The 25535-nt window shown below is 36.3% G+C and carries 25 protein-coding genes and 1 tRNA gene; 17 read left to right on the top strand and 9 right to left on the bottom strand.

The window, feature by feature from the left end; translation table 11 throughout:
• Positions 1–244: 244 nt before the first annotated feature.
• Positions 245–1384: an acyl-CoA dehydrogenase gene (locus tag PP182_RS20040; protein WP_272653030.1), complete on the bottom strand. Its 1140-nt coding sequence runs from the start codon at positions 1382–1384 to the stop codon at positions 245–247.
• A gap of 309 nt (positions 1385–1693) precedes the next feature.
• Between PP182_RS20040 and nhaD the strand changes: the two genes are divergently transcribed.
• The 12 genes from nhaD to mobB all read left to right on the top strand — a co-directional run bounded on the left by nhaD (position 1694) and on the right by mobB (position 10821).
• Positions 1694–3028 (top strand): sodium:proton antiporter NhaD, encoded by a 1335-nt coding sequence (gene nhaD / locus PP182_RS20035; protein WP_272653029.1) that lies wholly within the window; start codon positions 1694–1696, stop codon positions 3026–3028.
• Positions 3029–3080: 52 nt separating this feature from the next.
• Positions 3081–3770, top strand: a complete 690-nt coding sequence (locus PP182_RS20030) for a MotA/TolQ/ExbB proton channel family protein (RefSeq protein ID WP_272653034.1) — start codon at positions 3081–3083, stop codon at positions 3768–3770.
• 9 nt (positions 3771–3779) lie between these two features.
• Positions 3780–4166 carry an ExbD/TolR family protein gene (locus PP182_RS20025; protein ID WP_272653028.1) on the top strand — a complete coding sequence of 129 codons (387 nt, stop codon included), beginning with the start codon at positions 3780–3782 and terminating at the stop codon, positions 4164–4166.
• Complete coding sequence (locus PP182_RS20020) at positions 4166–5095, top strand: energy transducer TonB (protein WP_272653027.1); 930 nt, start codon at positions 4166–4168, stop codon at positions 5093–5095. The genes PP182_RS20025 and PP182_RS20020 overlap by 1 nt, the downstream gene beginning before the upstream one ends.
• On the top strand, positions 5092–6303 hold the full coding sequence (locus tag PP182_RS20015; RefSeq protein ID WP_272653026.1) for a bifunctional folylpolyglutamate synthase/dihydrofolate synthase: 1212 nt from the start codon (positions 5092–5094) through the stop codon (positions 6301–6303). The genes PP182_RS20020 and PP182_RS20015 overlap by 4 nt, the downstream gene beginning before the upstream one ends.
• A 58-nt stretch (positions 6304–6361) precedes the next feature.
• A tRNA-Val gene (locus PP182_RS20010) sits at positions 6362–6436 on the top strand.
• Between the two features lie 189 nt (positions 6437–6625).
• On the top strand, positions 6626–7318 hold the full coding sequence (locus PP182_RS20005) for a hypothetical protein (protein ID WP_272653025.1): 693 nt from the start codon (positions 6626–6628) through the stop codon (positions 7316–7318).
• A 136-nt stretch (positions 7319–7454) separates the two neighbouring features.
• Positions 7455–7763 carry a DNA-binding protein gene (locus PP182_RS20000; protein WP_272653024.1) on the top strand — a complete coding sequence of 103 codons (309 nt, stop codon included), beginning with the start codon at positions 7455–7457 and terminating at the stop codon, positions 7761–7763.
• Between the two features lie 6 nt (positions 7764–7769).
• The gene (locus PP182_RS19995) at positions 7770–8222 is read left to right on the top strand and encodes a helix-turn-helix domain-containing protein (RefSeq protein WP_272653023.1); all 453 of its coding nucleotides are present in this window, start codon (positions 7770–7772) and stop codon (positions 8220–8222) included.
• 5 nt (positions 8223–8227) lie between these two features.
• Positions 8228–8890, top strand: a complete 663-nt coding sequence (locus PP182_RS19990) for a hypothetical protein (RefSeq protein WP_272653022.1) — start codon at positions 8228–8230, stop codon at positions 8888–8890.
• A gap of 318 nt (positions 8891–9208) precedes the next feature.
• Positions 9209–9793, top strand: coding sequence for a BfmA/BtgA family mobilization protein (locus PP182_RS19985; protein WP_272653021.1), 585 nt, complete (start codon positions 9209–9211; stop codon positions 9791–9793).
• A gap of 5 nt (positions 9794–9798) precedes the next feature.
• The gene (gene mobB / locus PP182_RS19980) at positions 9799–10821 is read left to right on the top strand and encodes a MobB family relaxase (RefSeq protein WP_272653020.1); all 1023 of its coding nucleotides are present in this window, start codon (positions 9799–9801) and stop codon (positions 10819–10821) included.
• Positions 10822–10834: 13 nt separating this feature from the next.
• Here mobB and PP182_RS19975 read toward each other — a convergent pair whose 3' ends face one another.
• The 3 genes from PP182_RS19975 to PP182_RS19965 all read right to left on the bottom strand — a co-directional run bounded on the left by PP182_RS19975 (position 10835) and on the right by PP182_RS19965 (position 15229).
• On the bottom strand, positions 10835–13489 hold the full coding sequence (locus PP182_RS19975; protein ID WP_272653019.1) for a UvrD-helicase domain-containing protein: 2655 nt from the start codon (positions 13487–13489) through the stop codon (positions 10835–10837).
• Between the two features lie 407 nt (positions 13490–13896).
• Positions 13897–14793: an AbiU2 domain-containing protein gene (locus PP182_RS19970; RefSeq protein ID WP_272653018.1), complete on the bottom strand. Its 897-nt coding sequence runs from the start codon at positions 14791–14793 to the stop codon at positions 13897–13899.
• Positions 14794–14965: 172 nt separating this feature from the next.
• On the bottom strand, positions 14966–15229 hold the full coding sequence (locus tag PP182_RS19965; RefSeq protein WP_090294722.1) for a hypothetical protein: 264 nt from the start codon (positions 15227–15229) through the stop codon (positions 14966–14968).
• Between the two features lie 133 nt (positions 15230–15362).
• Between PP182_RS19965 and PP182_RS19960 the strand changes: the two genes are divergently transcribed.
• The 5 genes from PP182_RS19960 (at position 15363) to PP182_RS19940 (ending at position 21734) form a co-directional block, all read left to right on the top strand.
• Positions 15363–16154: an RNA polymerase sigma factor gene (locus PP182_RS19960; protein ID WP_272653017.1), complete on the top strand. Its 792-nt coding sequence runs from the start codon at positions 15363–15365 to the stop codon at positions 16152–16154.
• 1 nt (position 16155) lies between these two features.
• A complete protein-coding gene (locus tag PP182_RS19955; RefSeq protein ID WP_272653016.1) occupies positions 16156–17253 on the top strand; it encodes a hypothetical protein in 1098 nt (365 codons plus the stop codon).
• Positions 17254–17660: 407 nt separating this feature from the next.
• Positions 17661–18851 carry an SIR2 family protein gene (locus tag PP182_RS19950; protein WP_272653015.1) on the top strand — a complete coding sequence of 397 codons (1191 nt, stop codon included), beginning with the start codon at positions 17661–17663 and terminating at the stop codon, positions 18849–18851.
• Entirely contained in the window at positions 18841–20790 is a 1950-nt protein-coding gene (locus PP182_RS19945) for an ATP-binding protein (protein ID WP_272653014.1), read from the top strand. Before PP182_RS19950 ends, PP182_RS19945 begins: the two co-directional genes overlap by 11 nt.
• Before the next feature lie 95 nt (positions 20791–20885).
• The gene (locus PP182_RS19940) at positions 20886–21734 is read left to right on the top strand and encodes an SIR2 family protein (protein WP_272653013.1); all 849 of its coding nucleotides are present in this window, start codon (positions 20886–20888) and stop codon (positions 21732–21734) included.
• Positions 21735–21850: 116 nt separating this feature from the next.
• On the opposite strand, the gene PP182_RS19935 is transcribed toward PP182_RS19940, so the two are convergent.
• The 5 genes from PP182_RS19935 to PP182_RS19915 all read right to left on the bottom strand — a co-directional run bounded on the left by PP182_RS19935 (position 21851) and on the right by PP182_RS19915 (position 25465).
• Positions 21851–22432 carry a hypothetical protein gene (locus tag PP182_RS19935; protein ID WP_272653012.1) on the bottom strand — a complete coding sequence of 194 codons (582 nt, stop codon included), beginning with the start codon at positions 22430–22432 and terminating at the stop codon, positions 21851–21853.
• 213 nt (positions 22433–22645) lie between these two features.
• Positions 22646–23182 (bottom strand): hypothetical protein, encoded by a 537-nt coding sequence (locus PP182_RS19930; protein WP_272653011.1) that lies wholly within the window; start codon positions 23180–23182, stop codon positions 22646–22648.
• A gap of 125 nt (positions 23183–23307) precedes the next feature.
• Positions 23308–23517, bottom strand: a complete 210-nt coding sequence (locus tag PP182_RS19925) for a hypothetical protein (RefSeq protein ID WP_272653010.1) — start codon at positions 23515–23517, stop codon at positions 23308–23310.
• Positions 23518–23543: 26 nt separating this feature from the next.
• Entirely contained in the window at positions 23544–24068 is a 525-nt protein-coding gene (locus PP182_RS19920; RefSeq protein ID WP_272653009.1) for an MltR family transcriptional regulator, read from the bottom strand.
• Positions 24069–24217: 149 nt separating this feature from the next.
• Positions 24218–25465, bottom strand: a complete 1248-nt coding sequence (locus PP182_RS19915) for a hypothetical protein (protein ID WP_272653008.1) — start codon at positions 25463–25465, stop codon at positions 24218–24220.
• Positions 25466–25535: the final 70 nt, after the last annotated feature.

Below are 25535 nucleotides of genomic sequence, written 5' to 3'. Positions count from 1 at the left end.
TCAACGTTTTTAATTATAGGTTAAAAAACCTTTAAATTATAATTTTTGAACTGTCGAATTTATCATATTGATAAATGTAGGGTATTATGGAATAACCCCTATGGTATTAGAGGGGGGTAAATGTTATTTATAAATGATTATAACAATTTAACCCTTTCCTATGCCATAGTTAACAATCGATAATCATAGGTAGACATTGTTTAACCCCATAAAAAGTAGGGTACAGTCAAAAAAATCTGAGATGTTATCCTATTATGCTACGTGAAATTACTATTTTTTGAATCTCCGAAGTACCCTCATAAATCTGGGTAATCTTTGCATCCCTCATCAATCTTTCAACGTGGTAGTCTTTCACAAATCCATTTCCACCATGAATTTGAACAGCTTCCACGGTTGTTTCCATCGCAACCTGGGAGGCATATAATTTCGCCATTGCACCAGACAGGTCATAATTGTCACCATTATCCTTGTCTTTAGCTGCTTGATAAACCAATAACCTTGCTGCCTGTATTTGAGTATGCATATCTGCAAGTTTGAAGGCTATGGCTTGGTGATTGCTTATTTCTGTTCCAAATGCCTTTCTTTCTTTGGAATATTTTAGGGCAAGTTCATAGGCTCCTGCAGCAATACCCAATGCTTGGGCTGCTATACCGATTCTACCGCCTGCCAAGGTCTTCATGGCAAATTTAAAACCAAAACCATCTTCACCGATTCTATTTTCTTTCGGAACTTTTACATCATTAAATATTAAGGAATGTGTGTCACTGCCCCTTATTCCCAATTTATTCTCTTTAGGGCCAACCTCAAATCCATCCATGCCTTTTTCTACGATAAGCGCATTGATTCCCCGATGTTTTTTATCCTTGTCGGTTTGGGCAATGACCAAATAAACCGCTGCAGTACCTCCATTGGTAATCCAGTTTTTAGTTCCATTAAGAACGTAATGGTCGCCCTTGTCTATGGCAGTTGTTTTTTGGGAGGTGGCATCACTACCGGCTTCGGGTTCGGATAGACAAAACGCGCCAATTATTTCCCCGGTAGCCAACTTTTTTAAATATTTTTCTTTTTGTTCATCTGTTCCAAATTTCTCTATACCCCAACATACCAAGGAATTGTTTACCGACACAATAACGGATGATGAGGCATCTACTTTGGAAAGCTCTTCCATTACTAAAACGTAAGATAAGGTGTCAAGACCACTCCCGTTGTATTTGGGGTCCACCATCATTCCAAGGAATCCCAATTCCCCCATTTTTTTTACTTCATCCTTTGGGAATTCTTGTTTTTCGTCCCTGTCGATTACCCCGGGAAGAAGTTCATTTTTAGCAAAATCACGGGCCGCCTGTTTGATTAATTCTTGTTCCTCGCTAAGTTTAAAATTCATCTGGATTTGCATATTAAGGTATAGGCTACAAATATAAGTTTCTGACAGGTATTTTTTGGCGGCTTTTATAAAACATTAGGATGCGCAATGTTAATTTTAAGATACCCAATCGTATTTTATACTTAAATTGAAAAATTGATTTTGTTAAAAATTGATTGGTAATAGTATGAGTTTCAATATTATCAGGGATATTCCATTTTTGACTATGGAAACATTGACAATTTTAGATATCTTTAGGAAATTTCAAAAGTTATAATTGAGTCTTATATTTGAAAAAATATATTTAGAGAAAACTAAAACCAACATCGAATGGAAACCATTATTATTATTGTTTTTTTAGCGGGTTATCTCGCAATTACCCTAGAGCATAACCTGAAGATTGACAAATTAATTCCGGCCTTGGCAATGATGGCAATTTTGTGGGCCATTATAGCTTTAAATCACATGGATGTATTTGAAGTAAATGCCGAACTGAGGGAGCTGGAACCCACACATTTGGATGAGATTCTATTGCATCATTTAGGTAAAACAGCCGAAATACTAGTTTTCTTGTTGGGTGCTATGACCATTGTGGAAATCATAGATTATTTTGATGGATTTGCTACGATAAAGGGCTATATAAGGACAAGGAGTAAGAAAAAGCTATTGTGGTTGTTTTCCATTCTGGCATTTATTTTATCCGCTATTATAGATAACCTCACCGCGACCATAGTTTTGATCACTATTTTACAAAAAGTGATTAATGATAGAAATACACGTCTTTGGTTTGCGGGTATGATCATTATTGCCGCAAATGCGGGTGGTGCTTGGTCTCCTATAGGTGATGTAACCACAACAATGCTTTGGATTGCGGATAAGGTTTCTGCTGCGCAATTGATAGAGCATGTATTGGTTCCTTCTGTGGTTTGTATGGTTGTTCCGGTATTGATTGCGGGTACATATAAGGCGTTTAAAGGTAACATTGAGGGGGAATTCGAGAGTGAAGTACCTAAATCCAAGTACGGTTCAACGATGCTTTACCTAGGTTTGGGAGCAATTGTTTTTGTGCCTTTTTTTAAGACAATTACGCATTTGCCACCTTATGTTGGTATGATGCTTTCTTTGGCATTGGTCGCTACTTTTGCGGAAATTTATAGTAATAAAAAATTTAGTATAAGCTCTGTTGATGGGGAGGGACATGATAGTGAAGGGCATCATAGTCCAGTGCACCATTCCTTGTCCAAAATAGAATTGCCAAGCATACTTTTCTTTTTAGGAATATTGTTGGCGGTAGCTGCTTTGGAATCTTTGGGTATGCTTTTCCATTATGCGGAAAGTCTTAATTCGGCTATTCCGAATACCGACATCGTTGTAATGTTGTTTGGTGTTGGTTCCGCCGTAATAGACAATGTGCCATTGGTTGCGGCCAGTATGGGCATGTTCGGTGAACCAATGGACAATCCGCTTTGGCACTTTATTGCTTACTCCGCGGGAACGGGCGGTAGTATGCTGATTATTGGTTCCGCGGCAGGTGTAGTTGCAATGGGGATGGAAAAAATTGACTTTTTCTGGTATCTTAAGAAAATTACATGGTTAGCTTTTATTGGTTTTATTGCTGGTGCGGGAGCATTTATTTTAATTAGGGATTTTATACTCAACGCATAATTTAATCCGGAAATTACCGTTATAATGGCAAATTATGATTTATAAGAATACTATGTTATTACAAGATTTGTCACAAGATCCTGCCACCGGAGAAGTAATTTCCGAAGAAAAGACACTATCCGTAATGGACTTGGTCTTTAATGGGGGTACAGGAAGTGTTATTATCATTACCGTACTTTTTTTAATGTTGGGTGTGGCCATGTATATCTATTTTGAACGTCTTTTGGCCGTAAATGCCGCTTCCAAGATTGACAAGAATTTCATGAACCAAATTCGAGACCACGTAACGACTGGTAAGTTAGAAGCCGCGAAGATACTTTGTGCGCAAACAGATTCACCTGTGGCTAGATTGACTGAAAAAGGGATTTCCCGAATAGGAAAGCCCTTGGATGATATCAATACTGCTATTGAGAATGCTGGTACTTTAGAGGTTTATAAACTCGAAAAAAATGTAAGCGTTTTGGCAACAGTTGCTGGTGCGGCCCCTATGATTGGATTCTTAGGAACAGTGATTGGTATGATTTTGGCATTCCATGAAATGGCCAGTAGTGGTGGTCAAGCGGAAATGGGGTCTTTGGCCTCTGGAATTTATACAGCGATGACCACAACGGTAGCAGGTTTGATCGTTGGTATTATTGCCTATATGGGATATAACCATTTGGTGAACAGAACGGATAAAGTTGTCCATAAGATGGAGGCCAATGCCGTAGAGTTTCTGGATTTGTTGAACGAACCACTTTAATTTTTCAATATGAAATTAAAAGGAAGGAACAAAGTTAGTCCAGACTTTAGCATGTCTTCTATGACAGATATTGTTTTTCTGTTATTGATATTTTTCATGCTAACGGCAAATTCGCCGAATGCATTGGATTTACTATTGCCCAAGGCAAAAGGAAAATCTACCAATACACAAAATGTTTCAGTAAGTATTGATAAGAACTTGCAGTATTTTGTGAACAATCAGAGAATAAACGGAGAATACATTGAAATTGAATTAAAAAAAGCACTAGAAGGTCAAGATAAACCTACGATTATCTTAAGGGCGGAAGAAAATGTCGCAATTAAGGAGGCAGTAAACGTAATGGATATTGCTAATAGAAATAATTACAAGGTCATTTTGGCGGTGCGGCCGAACTAATGGCGTTTTTAGACACGAGACACAAGAAAAAATCCTTAACACTAACAACACTGCTGCTTAGCATTTTGTTGTTGGTGCTTTTCTACATTGGGCTAACCTATATGGATCCACCTATAGAAAATGGTATTTCTGTCAATTTTGGAACAACTGATTTTGGAAATGGTAGGGTCCAGCCAAAAGAAAAAGTTCAGTCCGAACCGATGGATACACCTCCTGTAGAGCCAACGAAACAGGAAGTTGCAGAAGCCGAGGAAATTCCCGAAAAAGTTCAAGAAGAGGTTAAAGAAGCTCCTGCTGAAAAGGTATTAACCCAAGAGGATGAAGAATCCATAAAAATTAAACAGGCCCAAGAAGCAAAGAAAAAGGCCGATGCCGCTGTTGCAGAGCAAAAACGTAAGGCAGAGGAGGCCGAGAAAAAAGCAAAGGCGGAAGCGGAAAGAATAGCGCAGCAAAAGCGAGAAGCGGAGGAGAAGGCAAAGCAGGAACAGGAGGCCAAAAAGAAAAAGCTGGACGAACTTATGGGGGGGCTAAATAAATCTGAGGGCACTGCTTCGGGCAGTGAAGGCGATGATAATAGGGCAGGAGACAAAGGAAGTCCGGATGGTGACCCTTATGCCACGAGCTATTATGGTAGTCCCGGTTCTGGAAGCGGTACAGGAGGATATGGACTTAATGGTCGTTCCTTGGTGAATAAAGGCAAAGTTCCGCAGGAATGTAACGAGTCGGGTCGTGTGGTTGTTAAGATAACTGTAGATCGAAGTGGAAAGGTAATAAAAGCAGAACCGGGGGTGAGAGGAACCACCAATAATAGTCCATGTTTGTTGGAGCCCGCTAGAAAGACCGCTTTTATGCATAAATGGAATCTTGATTCCAATGCCCCCAGTCAGCAAATTGGGTTTGTCGTTGTGAATTTCAAATTGGGAGAGTGACTTACCAACAGACCTTGGATTGGATGTTTGCCCAACTTCCAATGTATCAACAAAAAGGTAAAGAAGCGTTTAATCATAAGCTCAATGGAATTCTTGAGTTCGCGGAATATTTAGGAAACCCCCAGAATAATTTCAAAAGTATTCACGTTGCAGGAACCAATGGAAAAGGTTCTAGTAGTCATATGCTCGCTTCCATACTTCAAGAAGCTGGATACAAAGTGGGACTTTATACCTCTCCACACCTAAAGGATTTTAGGGAGCGAATTAGAATTGATGGGGTTCCGGTTTCTAAAACCTTTGTAATCAACTTTATTGAAAATAATAAAAAATTCCTTGAGCAAAAGAAACTTTCCTTTTTTGAGATGACGGTTGGCATGGCCTTTCAATATTTCTCCGAAAATGAAATAGACATTGCAATTATCGAAGTAGGGTTGGGGGGTAGGTTGGACTCCACCAATATAATATTGCCTGAGGTATCACTTATCACGAATATTGGCTATGACCATATTGATATGCTAGGGGATACATTGGAAAAAATCGCATCAGAAAAGGCAGGTGTAATTAAAAAACAGACACCAGTTGTTATAAGCGAATATCAAAATGAAACAGCAGATGTGTTTCGTAAGGTTGCAAAAGAAAAGCAATCCAAATTAATTTTTGCTGATAAAGAAAATTTTAAAAAATACACAACATCCCTTAAAGGTTTTTACCAAGAAAAAAACATCAAGGGTGTATTAGCGGTTTGTAAAGAGTTAACAGGGTTTTCCATAAGTTCGGATCACATTAAAGAAGGCTTGTTAAATGTTGTGGAAAATACAGGATTGTTGGGTAGGTGGCAACAATTGGGGGAAAACCCTAAAGTAATCTGTGACACGGCCCATAATAAAGAAGGGTTGGTCTTAGTTTTAGAACAGTTGAAGCAAGAGTCCTATGATTCCTTGCATATGGTTTTGGGCTTCGTAAAAGATAAGGATTTGGCTTTTATCTTACCTTTATTTCCGGTAAACGCCAGGTATTATTTTTGTAGACCTAATATGCCTAGGGGGCTATCTGCTACCGAACTTAGTGAAAAGGCATTAAATCATAATCTGAACGGTGTTGTTTTCGAGGATGTAAATAGTGCCTATATGGCTGCAAAACAAGCGGCTACAGCTTCTGATTTTATTTTTATTGGAGGGAGTAATTTTGTAGTGGCCGAAGTTCTATAATTTTTTTATTTTTTTCTTTTGGAGTAAACAAAACTATTCTATATTTGCACTCCTTTTAGGGCTCTTAGCTCAGTTGGTTCAGAGCACCTGCCTTACAAGCAGGGGGTCACTGGTTCGAATCCAGTAGGGCCCACTTAATAAAGACAAGGCTTCGCAGTAATGCGGGGCCTTTCTTTTTTGGCAGGGGTGAAACATAGGTGAAACAAATATTCTTTGCATATATCTTCTTATCTTCATAAACGGCTCTCATGCGGTTATGAATTCGTCCCTTAAAAATACGATAATTTGGCTTTTCCGGCGCATCGACAAAGCGATTTTCGATATGAATCGAACGGGCAGGGCATGGAAAACAGCGAAAGTTCCCCATTGGATCGTCCTGGTCCTGGGACTGGGATCGTACGTTCTTGTACTTTGGCAGCTGTGGCCGTTCCTGTCCGAGCAGGAAATGCCATACCTAAAATATTTCGGTTTTTTCCTGGTGTTGGTTTTAACCGTTCTGTTTTTGGTATTGTCAAAAATCTACGTTTCCCAGCTCCTGGATTATAGGACTCCCTATCCTATTCAAAAAGAAAAGACCACTGTAAAGGTCGGGGATAGCAATTTTAGGATTCCTTTCCGTTTCGCTAAGCAAGTAAAGAAGATAGATTATAATAATTCAAACCTTTTCCGGGATTACTTAAAAACAAGTCAGGAGGACTTCTTAAAACTGTTGTCGGGAAAACAAGTTCCCGAGAAAATAATCTGGCTACCGCTTACGGATAGAAAACTTCCCAACTTTCGGCTTTTTTTCGAGTTTCTCAACCATATCTCGGAAGAGAACCTGGAAGGGTACTATGGCGAAAATCTATTAAGCCTATGCAGGTATATCACCAAAAATTTTAAATCGAACGATAGCGAATGGTCCGTAAAACAACTCCAAAAGGCACACTCGGGTTGGAAAAACTGTAATCCCAAACGGCGTATGGACCTGAAAATCGATATCGAGAACCATCTTGTATTTCTTGGTCGACCATAAAATGAAAAGGAAAGTAAAGAAAAACGGCGGAAGCCATTCCTTTACTTGATTCCATTGGCAATCCTACTCAAATTGCTTTCAAATAGTTCCATGGGCTAGTCATGGAAAAAGAGTGAAAACTTAATTTGAAAGCATTATGAACAAACAAAATTCTTCCCTGGTACAATTACTCCTTGAAAAGATCGACCATCTCGATGAAGCCGCACTGGTCAAAAAAAAGGTCTTTAACGTTACAAATTTGCAAATGTATACGGGTTGGAGCCTTTCCAAAATCTATAAGCTCACATCGGCGAGGTTGATTCCCTTTTCAAAACCTACAAATGGGTCCCTGTTTTTCGAGCGTGAGAAAATAGAGGAATGGCTACTTCAAAATCCTTCCTATGCCGAAGCGGAACTCGAAGAAAAGGTAAACACCCATTTGAAAAAACACCATCGGGGCAATTAATGCACTATGAAAGCCACCGATAGAAATTTTCAGGGCATATGGATTCCCAAACAGATCTATTTGAATACCGAGGTCAATTGGTATGCCAAGATCCTGTTTCTGGAAATCCACAGCTTTACGGAGCATGGCAAAGAGTGTTATATGTCGAACAAATACATTTCCTCGTTCCTGAAAATCTCCGAAAGACAGGTCTCCCGATATATATCGGAACTAAAGGCATTGAGTTGGATTGAGGAAGCATCCTTTGATGGGAGAAAGAGATACCTAAGAAGTATGCTCCAATTCAGTTTCCATGCTGTCGATTCAGACTTGACAATTCTGTCCAGGCAGCATCGACAGTTTTATCCTAACAGCATTGACAAAAATGACCACCATAATAAACCAATTACAAAACAAGCTAAAAAATCAATTACTTCTTTAAAAGAAAACATTGAAAATAGAAGTCCAATATTGGAATAGGAATCATGAAAAAGGAACTATCAGGGCTGTTGAAAAAAGAAAAGGAAATAAAAGGGCCGCTATGCGAGCCTTATGTTTTCAAAAAGCTATTTTTCAAAATGGCCCAAGAAATTTATACCAGTACCGATCTGGATTTTGAAGTGGATGGTTCCAACAAAAGTTTCTTGCAACACTTCTGCAAATATTGGAACCGGGACAAGGCCTTTGAACTTTTGGAAAACATCTCCTTGAGAAAAGGATTATTGGTGTTTGGTTCGTACGGGACCGGGAAGACCTCAAGTTTTCACATCATCCAAAATATGGCCAAACACTATCAGGTGCCTGAATTATGGTTCCCTGCCATTTCGACCCAAGAAGTGGTAGCCAAGTTCAATCTGGAAAAGAACAAAGAGGATGTCATCCAATATTATTCCCGAGGGATTTTTCTATTTGATGATCTGGGAGCTGAAATGAAAGGAAATAACATTTTTCAATATGGGAAGGAAGAAGTGTTTGAACGTATTCTACTGAACCGTTATCGCAATTTTGAAAGTCTAGGTACCAAGACCCATATTACCACGAATCTAAGTTTAGGCCAAATTGAAGAACGGTACGGCAAGCAGCTGGCCGACCGGTTCATTAAAATGTTCAACTTGCTACGATTGGATGGACCGAGCAGGAGGAAATGATATTGGAAGGGAATACGGGATTCACTTCGGATTTCAGCCTTTTCTTATAGAATGGAACAAAAGGTATTCCTGATCGAAGTAGAACGAAGAAAAGGAATAGCAAGAGGGTGATGCGCAAATTGCGCCATCACGGTTGTTTTCGGGTCTTCAATAAGTTGAAAACCAGATGATTGAACACTTTTTGGAATACTGTGCAAAAACAGGGGCTACAGTAGACTTTTCCGAAATCTACAGTAAACCCTTTGGGAAGCCCTGTAAACACTGGAAATTTTTGACGAAAAAATTGACGCAATTTCACTAAAAAACAAAATCGCACCTATGGAAAAGCAAAAAATAAATGACAGAACAAAGAAAGGAAAAGGTGGTTATTCCAATATTACCGTAAAGAAGGAAACGACCACACGGTTTCGCAGCTATTCCAAAAGGTTCAACAAATCCCATAGCGAGGTGTTGGATGGAATGGTACAATACTTCAAGGAGAACGACCTTGACCCTTTTGGGGAGGGAACAAAGATCATCCTTGACAGTATCAAAAAGATGGAGCGTCAGATGATGAAAAAGTTCGATAGGCTCATCGCCATAATCAAGAACATGGAAAAGACCAGTATCCGGCCCACCTATGAAATGATGCTCATTCTTTATGAGGCCTATGTAAAGGATGGGAGGAAACCGAGACGGGACCCTGTCCAGATACAGAAAGAGCGAATGGATTTTTTGGAGCCTAGAAACACCGTCCCGAAAACAGAGCATGATAGAATGCTGCAAGAATTCAAAGAATATAAAAAGCATTGCCTTGAAATCATCAACAATGTGGAGAAAGTGGAGCCGATGATGGGAAAGCCATATCTAAAGATCAATATGGGCATCGGGGATTTTGAAAGCCTGAAACATCGATTAAAATAACGCTCATGTACCTTACCATCTCAGCACAGAAAATGGGCAGTACCTACAACTCCAGTGTAGGGAACTATGTGGACTATCTGGAAAAGGAAAACGAGGACAGATTGCCCGAACAGAGGGAGGAATTCTTTGACCAAGAGAACGACAGCGTAAGCCCTCAAACGGTCATCGATGAGATAGATGCCAATACCGCTAAACTGAGACAGAAGGATCCTAAATTCTATTCCATAGTGGTAAGTCCCAACCAAAGGGAACTAAAAGCGATTGGCAATGACCCCAACATGCTAAGGGAATACACAAGGAAGCTCATGGAGGACTACGCCAAGAGTTTCCATCGCAACCAAGAGGTCAAGGTGGAGAACCTAAAGTATTATGCCAAGATCGAGCATGAACGTACCTATAGGGGCTTTGACAAACAGGTTCAAGAGAATGCACCCTACCGGGGAGAAATAGCAAGGCTCAGGAACGAGATACGGAAAGTGGAACGGGGCGAATCCCTCGGAAATGTCAAGGAGCTTGAAAAGAGAATCAAAGAGCAAGAAAGGTTGGCCCCACACAAACAGAACGGGCAATTGGTGGCCGCAGGGATGCAAAAGGAGGGGCCACAGACCCATATACATATCATTGTCAGTAGAAGGGACGTGACAAACACCTATACACTTTCCCCGATGGCAAAACATAAGGCATCCGAGGTGGAACTGAACGGAAAGACGGTCAAGAGAGGGTTTGATAGGGACAGTTTTTACCAAGCAGCGGAGAAGACTTTTGACAGGACAACGGGGTTTAAAAGGAACTATGTGGAATCCTATGTTGGGAGAAAGGCCCATGCCAAAGAGCCGGGGAAGTTCTTTGCCAAGGTGATGGGACTGCCCACCAAGGAAAAGGACATGGCCTTTCAACTTCTTAAGACCATGGGGGTCAAAGCTCCAAGTATCCCGACCAATAAAGTACAGATGGCGGCCAAGATCATCAAAGCACTTGGGAGGGTTATCGATAAGGCTAGGGGCACGGGTGAGGACATGGGTTACTGAAATCCAATAAGCGTCATAATTTTATTGTACTTCTGCACTTGGGATAATTTGTACACCCTAAAAAGTTCCCATATGGCCCTGTTCTCTTTGTCATAAAACCACTTTTGCAATCGGGACAAAGGAATTTGTCCTCTAAAATCTCTATATCGCTAAACGTCTGGCTACAGCTAGGATAATGAGAACACCCTAAAAATTGATTACCGTTTCTCTGATTTTGTCTGATAACTAATTTTCCTGTTTTGCAATAAGGGCAATTTGTAGTATTTAATGTTCCTTCTGAATTGGATAATAAATAATTGTTATACATCATTAATTCTTCTACAAATAAGGAAGCCTCGGACGGAATTAATAATATAACCTCATTTTTAGTTCTTGTCAATGCAACATAGAATAATCTACGTTCTTCCGCAAATCTATATCCTTCATCCTCACTGAGCAAAAGCGATAAAATAGGGTCATCCGTCATTTTGTTGGGAAAACCGAGCAAATGATTTCTAAGGTTCAACACTATAACATTCTCTGCTTCCGTACCTTTTGATTTGTGTACGGTAAGGTACTTAATGTCAACATCCTCAAAGCCCTTTACTTCTAGTTTTCCAGATCTTGCAAAGTATTTTACTTTGCTGTTTGGAGTTAGTTTTATCAAGTCATTGATGTCAAAACCGTGTCTGCCCAAGACCAAGATCGATTTATTGCCATATCTGTTTACCAGTAATTGTATTTGGTCAATGAAAGCGTGCTCAATTTCTTCTGGTTTGTAATGAACAAATTTAATTGGGTCATCCAAAGCTTCCTTCCGGGACTTAGGTTTTTTGGAAATCTGTTTGGTGTTTTTCTGTATGTATTTTGAAGTGATATCAATAAGCGATTGTGAATTTCTATAGGTCTGTTCGATTACCAATTTCTCATACTTCCCGACATACTTCCCGAAATTGCTGAACAAGGACACATCGCTTCCTGCAAAACGGTAAATCGATTGCCAATCGTCTCCTACACAAACCAATTTTGCCCCTGATAAATCCCGAATTTCTCTGATCAAATTAAAACGTGAAAATGAAATATCCTGATATTCGTCAATGATAATGTACCGATACGCATATTGAGGTTTGTTACTTGTTATAACATCAGTAGCTTTATTTATCATATCGTTGAAATCAATCTCATTTCTTTCTCTTAGGACATTATCATATTTTTCAAGAATTGGAATCACGAATTTTAAGAACATGTCCTGCCGTTCAAGCATAAAATCACTTTTGATTTTAGTTTTATGAGAAAATAAATTCATCAGCGAATGCTGGTTCAATTGCCTTGATTTGCTCAGGTTTATAAAGCTTTCAATTAGCTTGTTTATTTCTTCGCCGAATTTTTTGCCATTATCAGATACTTTTTCATAAATGTCTTTAGCATCCCTTGGCTTTAAGGTAATGTTCTCCATTTCCAACATTTCCCTAAGCTTTTCCAACAAAATGTTGTCTCTATTGTAATAGGAATACGTTTCTAATAATTTGGTGTTATGTGCTATGTGGGTTTCCCTTTTTAAATGCATTTCCTCTACATACTTTTGCTCATTAAAAGAGGTAAGCCATTTTGCCCGATTATGCTCGTCCACACCGAAATGCTCTAAATATATATCATGGTCAATTAGGTAAAAGTCTGGACGGTACATTGTTTGTCCATGGGGATACGGTTTTTCATATACATACTCGATACCGTTGAGGTACAAAAAATTGGCTATGGTGAGTTCCTCCACACTTTTCACCCTTTCACCTTGTAGCGTATCCAGTGTGGGGTTTTCAACTATATTCAATGGTTCACATTTTGACTTCAGTGTATGGAAATCAATTCCTTTTTCTGTGTCTAATTTTTCACCGAATGAATCGAATGCGTCATGCTCTTCTGGAATGTTCATATAGCAGGCAACATATTGGATATATGATTGCAATGCTTCTGGATCATTAAAAATGTCCGATAGTAAGTACGTTCTGATTATTTCACTTAGAGTGTTTTCATTTGTTACAGCAGGAGTTTCAGGATGATATTTTCTGATTATGTCGTAACCCAATTTATGAAAGGTGGTTGCCTCAACTTTAAGTTCTATTTCTTTTAGTCTTTCATTTAATTCTTCAACTGTTTTTTTGGTAAATGACAGCAATAAGATGTCTTTGGGGTCAACCTTTTTCTTTTCAATAAGGTATTGGACTTTTCCAAGGATTGTCAGCGTTTTTCCAGAACCTGCACCTGCAATTATTAAATTTGAATATTCATCTGTAATCAATGCGTTGCGTTGTTGGTCATCCAACTTTTTTCCTTCAATATTGTCGAAATACTTTTTTAGTTTTTCTTTTTGTGTTGCGACATAGTTTCGGTTGTAGGTGGCTATGTAGTTATCAAAATTGCCAAAAACTTGATTAAAGCGTTTAACGGTTTCTTCTTTTTTGTAGAAGTTGGTTTTGTTTTCAAAGAACTGTCCTACGGCTGAATACTCTGATTTTATTTGGTCACGTTGTACCCAAGTTACGTAGTCGTTCAATGTTTGAATGTGGGCAAGAAATTTAGTGGCCAGCTGTAGATTTCTTAAATATTCATTGTCTTGGTATTTTTTCTTTTCTAACCATTGATGAAAAAATAACAACAGTCCTACAATCAAAATGATACTGGCTATCAACATCGTATTCACTGTTTAGGTCTTGGAATATTTAATGTGGACTAAAATATTATGTGCTTTAAAAAAACCTCTCCTGCTCTTAAATATAATTACTTTATTCTTTCAAGTGAAAAACAATATTATCAAGACACTTGGAAGGGGAGTGGAAACGGTCAGGGGAATTGTTAAGGGTATGGATAGTGCAATCCAAAAAGTAGGTTGCGCCCTTTCGGGTTTTTGCTTTTCGTTTATCTACCTGAACACTACAAAAACCCGACAGGATCCATGCGCAAAAGTTGGGGTAAGAATTTGGGACGCTTGCAGCACTTCACTGCGTTTCGTTCGCTTTTTATTTAGAAGAAGCAGTGTTATTGAGATTAACTTCTTTATATTAACCGAATTAGGGGTGGTTGGTTTTAAACACTTCCAAATTAGTAATGATCAAATATATCAAGTCTTATATCGTTCTTTGGCTCAGGTGGACAGACTTTTTGATATTGCTCAATACACAATTTACTTAGTATAGAGTGTGTCAGTTCTAGCAACGGCAAAAGATTATTAAAAATTTGTCTTGAAATAAGATGATTATTGGAATCATCATGTGCTACCACTTTATCTCTGATCGTTTTAATTTTCTCAATGATATCTTTATTGGTAAACAAAGACCTTTCAATTTCACTTAATGTTTCTGCTGAGATATTAATATTTCCAACAAATCTCTTTTTCTTCAACCTAACTACTAAGTTCCAAAAACTATAATGGTTATTTCGCCCTTTTGTTAGTAATTTGGATAACTCTAAAATACATGTTCTGGCACATACTACTCTCAGAAATTTTAAAGACTTCGAATTGGATATAATTCTCTTCTCTTCTTCACTCGCTTTAAGAAATAAGTAATCTGCATGATGGTAAGCATTCAATGCAAGTTCGTAGATTCGCCAGGAGAGTTCCAACTCATGTTCCAAAATACCATGTTCATCAAGAATTGATATCTTCTTAATCTGATGTCTCGCTAATTCCTTTTTTTCATAGTCTTCAATCTGAAGCAGATGCAATAGAGACCATACAGGGCTAGTAATATGAGTAATACCATAATCCCTCAATGCGGATGGACCCTGATTATATAATTCGGGTTTTAATTGAAATGCTTCTATTCCATCGATGATTTTTTCAAACGCGATAGGAGCTTCTTTTCCATTTTCCCGTTTTACATAAACAGTACTTCTGGTTTCATGTATATATTCAAATCCTTTATACCCATTGACCTTTGAAATCCCATTACCATAAAATCTCTCCAAAATCCTTCCTAATAGAATATAAGGGTTCATCTTTTTTAAATTTAATTTATAGTTAAATTATATAAGTGGGTTAGAGCTTTCAAGCCTCACAATTTTAGTAAGCTGGGTATTGATGATAGTGAGACATTTTATTGAGCTTTTGAAAATAACCTCTATAGAAATAGTCAGGAAAAAAATGGTACTCCGCAGCTAGTTTCAAATTTTACTTCAATTCAGCATATATGACCTTGGTTATCATATCAGGTTCAATATCGAGTAAGTCTGCAAGCCTTACAATTTCCCCCATAGTGAACTTATCAGGATGGTTCAACTTGACCATGTACCTGCCATAATTTATACCAAGTGATTTCGCTATTCTGGTCGGATATAATTCTGCAAGTGTGTACATCTTTCGAATTTTTCCCGTCTCGAACATTGAACCTATGGAAACCAGTGCAGGGTCTTTATGATCATCTTTTTTTGTCATGGGCGTATTTGTTAACCCTAAAATGACAAGTAATTCATTTATAGTACTGTAAAATATACTTATAATAAGTTAATAATTACGATTAATAAATAAATGATTACATTTGGTAAGTAGTTATTATAATTTATTCCTCATGATTTCAAATATCAACAACAGGCATCTTGAATTATTGAAGAAAGGTTGCTCTTCAACTTTTGCGGAAATCTATATCAAATATTACAAACCGATTTTCTGGTTGGGCAAGAGCTTTCTCGATGATGGTTTTGTTGTGGAAACATTGGTTCAGGATGTCTTCTTGAAGCTGTGGGTGAATAGAGATACATTGGAATCACCCAAGCACATTTATTTTTTCCTGCGGTTTGTGATGAAAAGGGAGTGCATTACATACTATACACGCCCAAGGAACAAGTTTTTCAGGAAAGTCCACTCGTTGGAGAGTTTTGAGAATTACCAAGACTATATGGTCGGGTATGACCCCGCTGAAGACAATAACAATTTTAAACTTCAGGAAGGGGAACAAGAGAAGTTTGAAAGTATCAAACGCGTCCTGCCCTTATTGGATGACAGCAAAAGGCATGTGATCAATCTTTGTTTGAAATATGGCTTTCAGTATAAGGTCATTTCCAAAGCAATGGGAAAAGGTATCAATGAAACCTGTAGAGAGATCAAGGAAGCCATTGAAGATATTAAAACCATTCTCCATCAAGGAAATAAGCTTGATTCCAGTAACAACAAGACAGATGAGATAAAGTTTACTGGTGAGATGACCGAAGAGCAAGCAAGGGTGCTTAAAATGCGTTGCGAGCTAAGTTATTCCTTTTCCGAAATAGCCAACGAACTTAATCTCTCCCAAAAGGAGGTGCATCAGGAATTCATGATAGCCTATAGGCTAATGGAAGCAAAACATCAATTGCAATCAGCCTAACATGGAAAAGTCAACGCTAAAACTCACTCGAAAGATCCAACTACTGATAGACCTCCCTACCAAAGAAGAAAAAAAAGAGGCCTTGGATAAACTGTATCAATGGCAGAACAGATGCTTTAGGGCTGCCAACCTTATAGTGACCCACCTTTATGTTCAGGAAATGATAAGGGAATTCTTCTATCTCTCAGAAGGGATAAAATATAAATTGGCAGATGAAAAGAAGGATGAGAAAGGAATCCTTAACCGTTCTAGGATCAATACCACCTATCGAGTGGTATCAGATCGTTTTAAAGGAGAAATCCCCACAAACATATTGTCCAATTTGAACCAGGCATTGATTTCATCATTTAAAAAGAACAGGCCAGAGTATTGGAACGGTGAACGATCTTTGAAAAACTTTAGGAGAGATATGGCCTTCCCTTTTGATTTGGAAGGTATGAGTGGATTACACTACAATGAAGAGAAAAAAGCCATTTGCTTTCGTTTGTTCAGGATTCCCTTTCACACCTACTTAGGCAAGGATTTTACAGATAAACGAAAATTGTTGGAACGGGTAGTCGAGGGAGAGACTAAACTGTGCACATCACACATCAAGCTACAAGATGGCAAGATTTTTTTGTTGGCAGTATTCGAGATTGAAAAAGAAAGCCATGACCTAAGGCCAGAGACTATTGCAGAGGCTTCTTTATCCCTTGAATATCCCATTGTTGTTAAGGTTGGTAAAACAAGGCTTACTATTGGCACAAAGGAAGAATTTTTATACAGAAGACTGGCGATACAATCGGCACTTAGACGGGCAAAGATCGGGGCGACCTATTCCAAATCGGGTAAAGGCATTAAAAGAAAACTAAAGGCAGTTGACAGACTTGGTCAAACGGAACGTAAATATGTCCATAACCGTTTGCATGTCTATAGCAGGAGGTTGATTGATTTTTGTGTTAAACATAGAGCAGGAACCCTCATACTTTTGAATCAGGAGGAAAAATCTGAGATTGCTAAGGGAGAGGGATTTGTATTAAGAAATTGGAGCTACAATGATTTGATGACCAAAATAAAATATAAGGCCAACAAAGCTGGTCTCGAAGTTATAATTGATTAACAAAACCGATTGAGGGTGCTTGTACACCCGTAAGGTGAGGTCATAGGCACTCACTAAATGTAAACAGCATGTACAACGCGTGGGCTCTCTTATTTCTTACAATAAACTAGAACTTAGGATAGGATTGTGCAAATTCAGAATTTTTACAATAGGAAGATAATATTATACAATCATTTAAATTACTTGTTTCTTACCTAGCTAGTAAGCTATTCCGTAAGTTGTAAACAAAAAAATCCCTATATTCGGAATCCTCTTACGAGGAACTCCCCCCACAATTATTGGTATCCAAAAGAATTGAAATTAGTTATTAAAAACAATCGCTGTATGAATTATGCAACACAGTGCCGGGAAAAATAAACATTGCTGGCAAATTCATGTAATTCAATAGTAACAATAAATAACCATAAATGAGGTATGAAGATATAAGGAAAGTAATTGAGAGTTGCCATTTAAATTTTTTGATTGGTTCCGGTGCTTCAAAAAACTTTTTAGAAACTCTTAAAGGAGTTGAAGTTGCTCTAGATGGATTGGATAAAAGAACAGATCTGTTAGGTACTCAAAAGGACGAAAATGTTCTAAAACTCATAGAGGTTTCAATAAAGTATTTTTACTTTAAAAAGTGTATTGAGAAAAATGTTGATTTACTCTCGATTACCGACGACTCCAACCAGACCTTAAATAACTACACGAATTTATTGGATTCTCTTAATACAATTTTAGTTAAGCGTTCATCAAATTTAGTTTCGAAACAGGTAAATCTATTTACAACGAACATGGATGTATTCCTTGATCTTGCCTTAGAAAAGTGTGGATATTCATATAATGATGGCTTTTCAGGAAGAATGAACACAAAGTTTGGTACCGAAAACTTCCATAATATCATTAATAAAGTCTCATCCTATTACGAATATCAATCTGCAATCCCTTTGTTCAATTTATTCAAACTACATGGAAGTTTGAATTGGAAATACAATAAGAAAAATGATGAAATTCAATATGATAATAAACTTTCAACCACTAAGGGATTATCAAAAATACAATTTACAGATAAAGAATTAATTGAATGTTTTGACGGTAATGGAAATTTTTTAAAGCTTTCAGGTATCTATAAGAAAGCTGAAACAAAGGATCTTTCAAAAATTCAAGATAGGATTGATAATTTTTTAAAGGAATATGATAATTTAATAATGGTAAATCCAAACAAGGAAAAGTTTGGCGAAACAACATTAAAACTATCTTATTATGAATTGTTAAGAATGTATTCAAATAACATCGAAAAGGAAAATTCAGTTCTGTTTGTAATAGGGTTTTCTTTTGCTGATGAACACATCAAAACAATGACACTTCGAGTAGCAAAATCAAATCCAACCTTGCTAATAATTATTTTTGCTTTTGATGACAAGGCAGAAAAGGAGATTCGCCATAATTTAGGAGATACTCAATACTCAAATATTATATTTCTTCCTAGAGATAATAAAAACTATTCTCTAAATGAGGTCAATAAATCTATTTTTGGTATGGTTGTGAAAGAGTTTTTTGTATCTCCAGCTAAGGAAGAAGGACCTAGTGAAATTGATAAAGATTCTAATGCTAAATGATGCCGTCTTACATATTGGTAATATTGAATCAGTACGAGGGAGGGTTGTAGAAGTCCGTGTTAATAAGTCAAAGAACTCGTCACACCTCTTATACGATGGTCAAATTGTCAAGGGAATTTCGGTCGGAAGTTATGTTAAAATACTTAAAGGATTCGAAGAACTAATCGGTAAAGTTGATGAGGAATTTATCACTGAAGATAAATTAGTATCTCAAAAGGATTACAAGCAAGAAAAAGCGCGAATTAAAAGGATTTTACGCCTAAGTCTGATTGGGTATTTTGAAAATAGAGTTTTTAAACAAGGTGTAAAGGAACTTCCACTAATTGAGAATGAAGCCTTTCTTTTAACCGCAGAAGAATTTAGTCGGGTACATAATTTCATTAAAACCATAAATGGAAAACCAGATGAGAGGTTGCAAATTGGTGTATTGAGCAATGAAACGGGAACACCAATAGGAGTTGGTGTAAACAGTCTTTTTGCAAGCCATATTGGGATATTCGGGAATACAGGAAGCGGCAAATCGTATACACTTGCTAGTTTATACCATAAACTATTTAAGTGCTATGGATGTAAACTTGGATTCAAGAGAAACACAAAATTTCTCTTGATTGATTTTAATGGAGAATACTCCAAAGGAAATGCAATTACAGGCCATAAAAAAGTATTTACCTTAAATACTAGATTAGAACTGCATAAAATAAAACCCGAAGATAAATTACCATTAGGGAAAGAAGTATTGTTCAATGTAGAGTTTTTATCAATTCTAGCTGATGCAACCGAAAAGACTCAAAAACCTTTCTTAAAACGTACGGTAGAACTCTTCAATAAAGTACATAAAAAGGGAGACTCTGTTGGTTATTTTCGAGGGATTTTAAAAAATCAGGTTGAGAGTCTACTTCTAATGTCCGACAAAGAAAAATCATATCAAATTATCGATTATTTTGAGCAGGTTATTGACAACGAAGGTACTGTTGAATTAAAAAGAAAGTTCTTTGAAGATTTGGACTGGCAGAACACAAACCACCATTTTTACAAAAGAAAAATCAATCCAACACGTCAATTGTCCGTTGCTCAAATAAGGGAGACAAATATATTTAAAGAAGCAGAAAATTATCACTTCCCAACAAATGACATTGATATAATTATTCATTTTCTTTATGTTCAATTAATCAATGATTTAATAATCAATAAAGCCAAGAATGACCATATAATTCCGGCAATCAATAAACTTAAGAGCAAAACCAAAGATTTACAGAAAGTTATAAATTTCGATAGTGAAGATTCTTTATTCAATGATTCAAACTTTGTTGTTTTAGATCTGAACAATTCCAATTTGATCATCAAAAAAACCATACCTATGCTTATTGCAAGTGTGGAATACTTGCATCAAAAAGAAAGATATGGGAATTCTCAGAAATCATTTTTCAATTTAATAATTGATGAAGCTCATAACATTCTGTCATATACTTCAAATAGAGAGAGCGAAACATGGAAAGATTACAGATTAGAAACTTTTGAGGAAATAATTAAGGAAGGTCGAAAATTTGGGGTTTTCTTGACTATTGCAAGTCAAAGACCTTCGGACATTTCTGATACTATTATTTCTCAATTGCATAATTATTTTTTACATAGGCTCATCAACAATAGAGATATTCAAGCTGTAGAAAGGACTATTTCTTATTTGGACAAGGTTTCTTTCGATGCCTTACCAATTTTGCCAACTGGTTCTTGTGTATTGGCTGGATTGAGTGCACAGGTACCTGTGATTATTAATATTGAAGAAATACCTAAAAAATATGAACCATACAATAAAACAATAAGACCGACCGACTTTTGGGTAGAGGACGATGAGGATTTAGATGCTGATACAATGCCTAATGAGGAAACAGCTTTTTCAACTAACGAAGAATCAGATGATGAAGATGATTTACCGTTTTAAAATTTGAATGAATATCTGGAATTAACCGTACAGAATATAAAGCTGAACTTACCAAGGAACTAAAAATTATTAAATGAAGTTGTGGGGATAATTATATGGATGCAGTTAGACAAATATTGAATAAGCATGAGAAGGTTGCAATGCTAATAGGCAATGGCCCAAATCTAGCATCTGATATTATGCCGACTTGGAAACAACTTTTAAAATCTGTTTCAAATCCACCTATAAGCTTTGATGTTATTGGGTTATCAAATACCGAAGTTTATGATTTGGTAGAGCTACATTCACATGAAAATCATGATGTTAAAAAACAAGTAATATATAAATTGAGATTGCTTCCTGAGCGGGATTTATCCTTGCATTCTAGATTAATGAACCTTGCTAGAACATACGATTCTCCCGTTTTGACCACAAATTTTGATGAAGCTTTTGAAAAATCAATTGGTGCCAAATTACATAGGCTTGGTACTACGGGATTTACTCGATTTTATCCTTGGAGGTCGTATTATGGTTTTACACAATATGAATTACCCACGGATGGATTTGGAATTTGGAAAATACATGGAGATGTAAGGTATAAAGATAGCATTAGGCTAGGACTTACAGATTATATGGGTTCCGTAGAAAGAGCTAGGCGTTATATCCATAAAGGTGAAGATCGGCTTTTTAAAGGAAAAAGACAGGCTTATTGGAAAGGTCATCAATCATGGATGCACATTTGGTTTAATTTACCTATAGTCATTTTTGGCATTAGATATGGCATTGATGAGGTTTTTTTGCGATGGTTACTAATAGAAAGAAGACGATATTTGAATATTTACCATGATGCAATGGAAGTATATTACTTATCCAAAGGAATACCAGAACCAACCACCCAAAACTTAATGCAGAATTTAGGGGTTACGATTATAGTTGTAAATGATTATTCTGAGATATACGGCTAATGGCAGAACATGGTAAGCCCACTAACGTTTATATGTTTTGATTACCAATCTTTAAGGTAGAACCGATTTTTAATGCTAAAACGTTCATTTGGTAGATAATACTTAAAAAAATCGTTTTAATATCTATTTTTAAACTCATTCATATGTTTCATGGATTTTTTTATTGTTCTATGAGACCATTCATGAAACGTTACAGCTCTTCTCAAAAAAAGAATTGAAAAAATTGAAAAAACAAGTAACAATACTATTCTTTGATGCGACCAAAAGCAAAATTCAATACTTCTAAAAATAAGGATCATTTCCAAAAACAAAAGGGCGAAAAACATACCATAGCACATTGCCCTTAATGCAAACCATTTTTGCAGACTTACAAAGTTATTTGGACTAAAGTGTCGTATTTGAGAAATTCTACTCTCTAGTTTACTGAAACTAGTTTCTTTTTCCATTCTTTTCGGCCAAATCCATTTGCTTAACGGTTTAAATATTTCATATGCAACAAATTGGCTTTTAAAACCTAGGATGTAACATATTACCAGAAATAGGATGGATTTTGGAATATTCATGTCATTTGCCTTATCAACAACAAACACTATTAAATCATTCTGATTTTCAATTATAAGTGAAATTCCTATCAAGACGAAAAAACCAGGGATTATATATGTGAAGATTTCAAAAAAACCAAGTTTAATATTTTCCATTCATTTTTTTTCAAATTGGGCAAAAAGATCTCTTATGGTTTCGTTGTAGCTGGTGAGCGATGGTATTGGCTGGTACGATTTTCCAGCAAGCTAATGCCGCAGGACGAAATCATTCCTTTTGTTTTATTAAAAGTAGGGAATTTAGTTTAGGATAGGAGGAAACAATGAATTATTAGCCAAGGTTGTTAGAGGGTTTTTTGTGTTTAATTAATGTTATTCCCACTTTAAGCTATGCATATTCTCAATATCAATTTTCATAATGTATTCGTTTTCTCCAATATAATCACTTAATATTCTTTCAGAAAATCCAGAACCTCCAGAATTTTTCGCTTTTATTAAAACACTAAAAAGCGGGTAAAACGTGTGAGCATAACTGCCAGCTTTATAAAACTCTTCTTCAAATTTCAGAGTTTCTTTTGTGTCACATATTATTAGAGTTCCTTTTCCCCCACTGAATCTTTTAGCACATTCCAATCTTCCTGTAAAACTTGCTATTTTATTTTTTTTGCTGACCCTTTGACACGACCTAAACAAAATTGGTCTTTTCGATGGTAAATAATTCTTTAAGACTATATCCCAGACGTCAAAAAAAGCTTTTCGTTTTTCTTCAGAAGTGGTTAAAATCCAATTAGAAATGAATATTCTGGTCTGGTCATTTATTTTGGCATCTTTTTGCAAAATATTAATGAGATTTTGAGCTATTTCATTCTTTTGACTTTTAGTTAATCTATATTGAAATTTATCATTCATATTCTGAAAGTGAAGCCTTCAACAAATAATTTATAATCTCTGTCCTTTGGTAAGTACGGGTTTTTTTAACTTGCCCACAACGTTCCGTTAGGAAGTGCAGGAATGGGTTGGTTGGGTAGGTCTACTTAATTCTTACAAGCTGTATATTGACCAATTCGATAGTGCATTATTGAATTTGGTTCAGTTTCTTCGAATCCAGTTACTTCTTTATAATAGTTGAGTTTTGTTTTGAAACTCTTTTCTATGGTCATGCCAAAATCCCTTCTTTGAATTGCTTCTCCATAAAGTTTATATGCATAAGAATAATCTTCTAAATCTAAAATTGGGGTTTCCATTTTACTACTCCAGCACCGAAGTTTATTCATTCTTTAGTCATCCAAGTTATACCTTTCCAATTAGGTCTCTCTAGTTTCCTTTTGCTAACATACTCTTCACGATATAACCAATTCAGATATAACATTGTAACTCCGTTTACAAAAAGCAGTCTTGGTTTATCCTTAAATGTTTCCTTGTCTCTTGGAGTCGGAGCATTTAGATTCCAACATAAACTTTTTATTTTTTGGTCCTCAAATGAAAAATCCATTTCAAATTTGTGAGCAAATTCATTCCTGATTTTCCTTATTGTATTACAATCTTGAAATTCATGCTCAGAAATTAATCCGAGAGAAAATGCCAGATTTAATCTTGAACTAAATGTTCCAATTGGAGCACCATAACCGTCAATTAAATCTTTGGTTTGTTTGCAGTCGATAAGAAAATCATATAAAATCGTCTTGAGTTTCTCATCCAATATACTTCCTGCCATAATAGACGCTCCTCTATCTGTTTCATCTTGAAACTCTTTTAAAAACTTTGAGAATATGTCAACCTTTGGATTATCATTCATCTTATATTTCGCGTAATGGTCTCCTTTATGAATAGTTGTCTGGTTTTATGATTACTTTAGAAAGTATCCATCAAACTGAAAATCCGCGAGGATTTTCAGAAGTAGGCCAATTTTGGCAACTATTTTTAGCCATTCTTTGTTGTCAATAGCTATTTTATTATTTCTAATTTCAAATGGCTTGGTTGTCTCGTATACCATCTAATTGTTTGTGAACTCGCCTCTTTCATAAACTCATTTAATTCATCATATTCCATAGGTTGAATTTCATCTCCAGTTAGGTTGAAATTTGATTTAGCGTGGACAACCTTATTCCTTGTCTTATAAATAATTTTGCCCGCAATATTACAAGCTGTCGTTATTTTTTGCTTATCAGTCGAATAATCTAAATCTTTCACTTGAATGCTAGATTTGATTTTCTTTTTCAATGAAGCTGGAAGTGTTGGAAACAGGCCTACAAAATCGAAACAAGTATTGAATGAAGCTTTAATTAAATCCTCATCGTTGTATCTGTCGCGCATTGAATTGGCTAGTGTAAATATTGAACGAATATAATCACCATCTTCAAATGAACTTTTAGGTGCATCTAATTTTTTTCTCATCAATTCGTTAGCTTCAATATTGACTGCAATTGGCGAGAAATGTTCTAAGACTTTGTAAAAGTTGAGAAATTTAAGCTCTGGGTCTTTAATTTGTATAGCTGAGACAAAGAATTCCATTCCAATATTGTAAGGCTCTAGTTCTCTCAAACTCTCATAATCTCCTTCTGCAATATCTCCAGTCAGATTGATTAAATCATAAGTTGGATTTCTTATTTCAGAAAATGTAAGTGCTATGTTCATTGTGTCAGCAACTTCGAATATATATGAGTTAATTAAATTTTCCTCATCTTTTTTATTCAAAATATCATTTTCAGTTTCATATTCAATTTCAATTGATATATATGGTGTGATAGCTCCCCAATTGTCATTTTCATATTCCTCTAATTTTGTTGCTGCCAAACCAACGATTATAGATTCATCAATTAAGTTTATTTGATATCCCTTTCCTTTTGTATGTAATGAATGAAAAGATAAAATATGCTCATCTGTAAAGTCATTTGCGCTTACTATGTAATGCCTAGACAGTTTGGTTTTAATGTAGCTACTATCAGTTATTTCAATAGTTTTGATTTCATCAATTAAATCAATAAAATCATCAGGCTCGATAAATGTATAATCGTGTTCTCCGGGAAACCAAATTTCTAAGCCTTCGATATCTTCCTCTTCTTCAATAATTTCTTCAATTCTTTCATCTGAAAAAATTAATTCATCATTATTGTCTTTCATAATTGGGCAAAAATCGAAAATGACATTAATTCCTTCGTTGATTTTTTCTAATTGTTGTTTATTAAGTTTCATTTTCCAGTTTTGGCTAAGGTTTCGTTACGGAATGGTATGCGAGTATCATTCGGCCGTAATGAACTATAGC

Source organism: Maribacter sp. PR1 (assembly GCF_028464145.1).
Classification (GTDB): Bacteria; Bacteroidota; Bacteroidia; order Flavobacteriales; family Flavobacteriaceae; genus Maribacter.
This window is presented reverse-complemented; position numbering and strand designations above follow the sequence as displayed.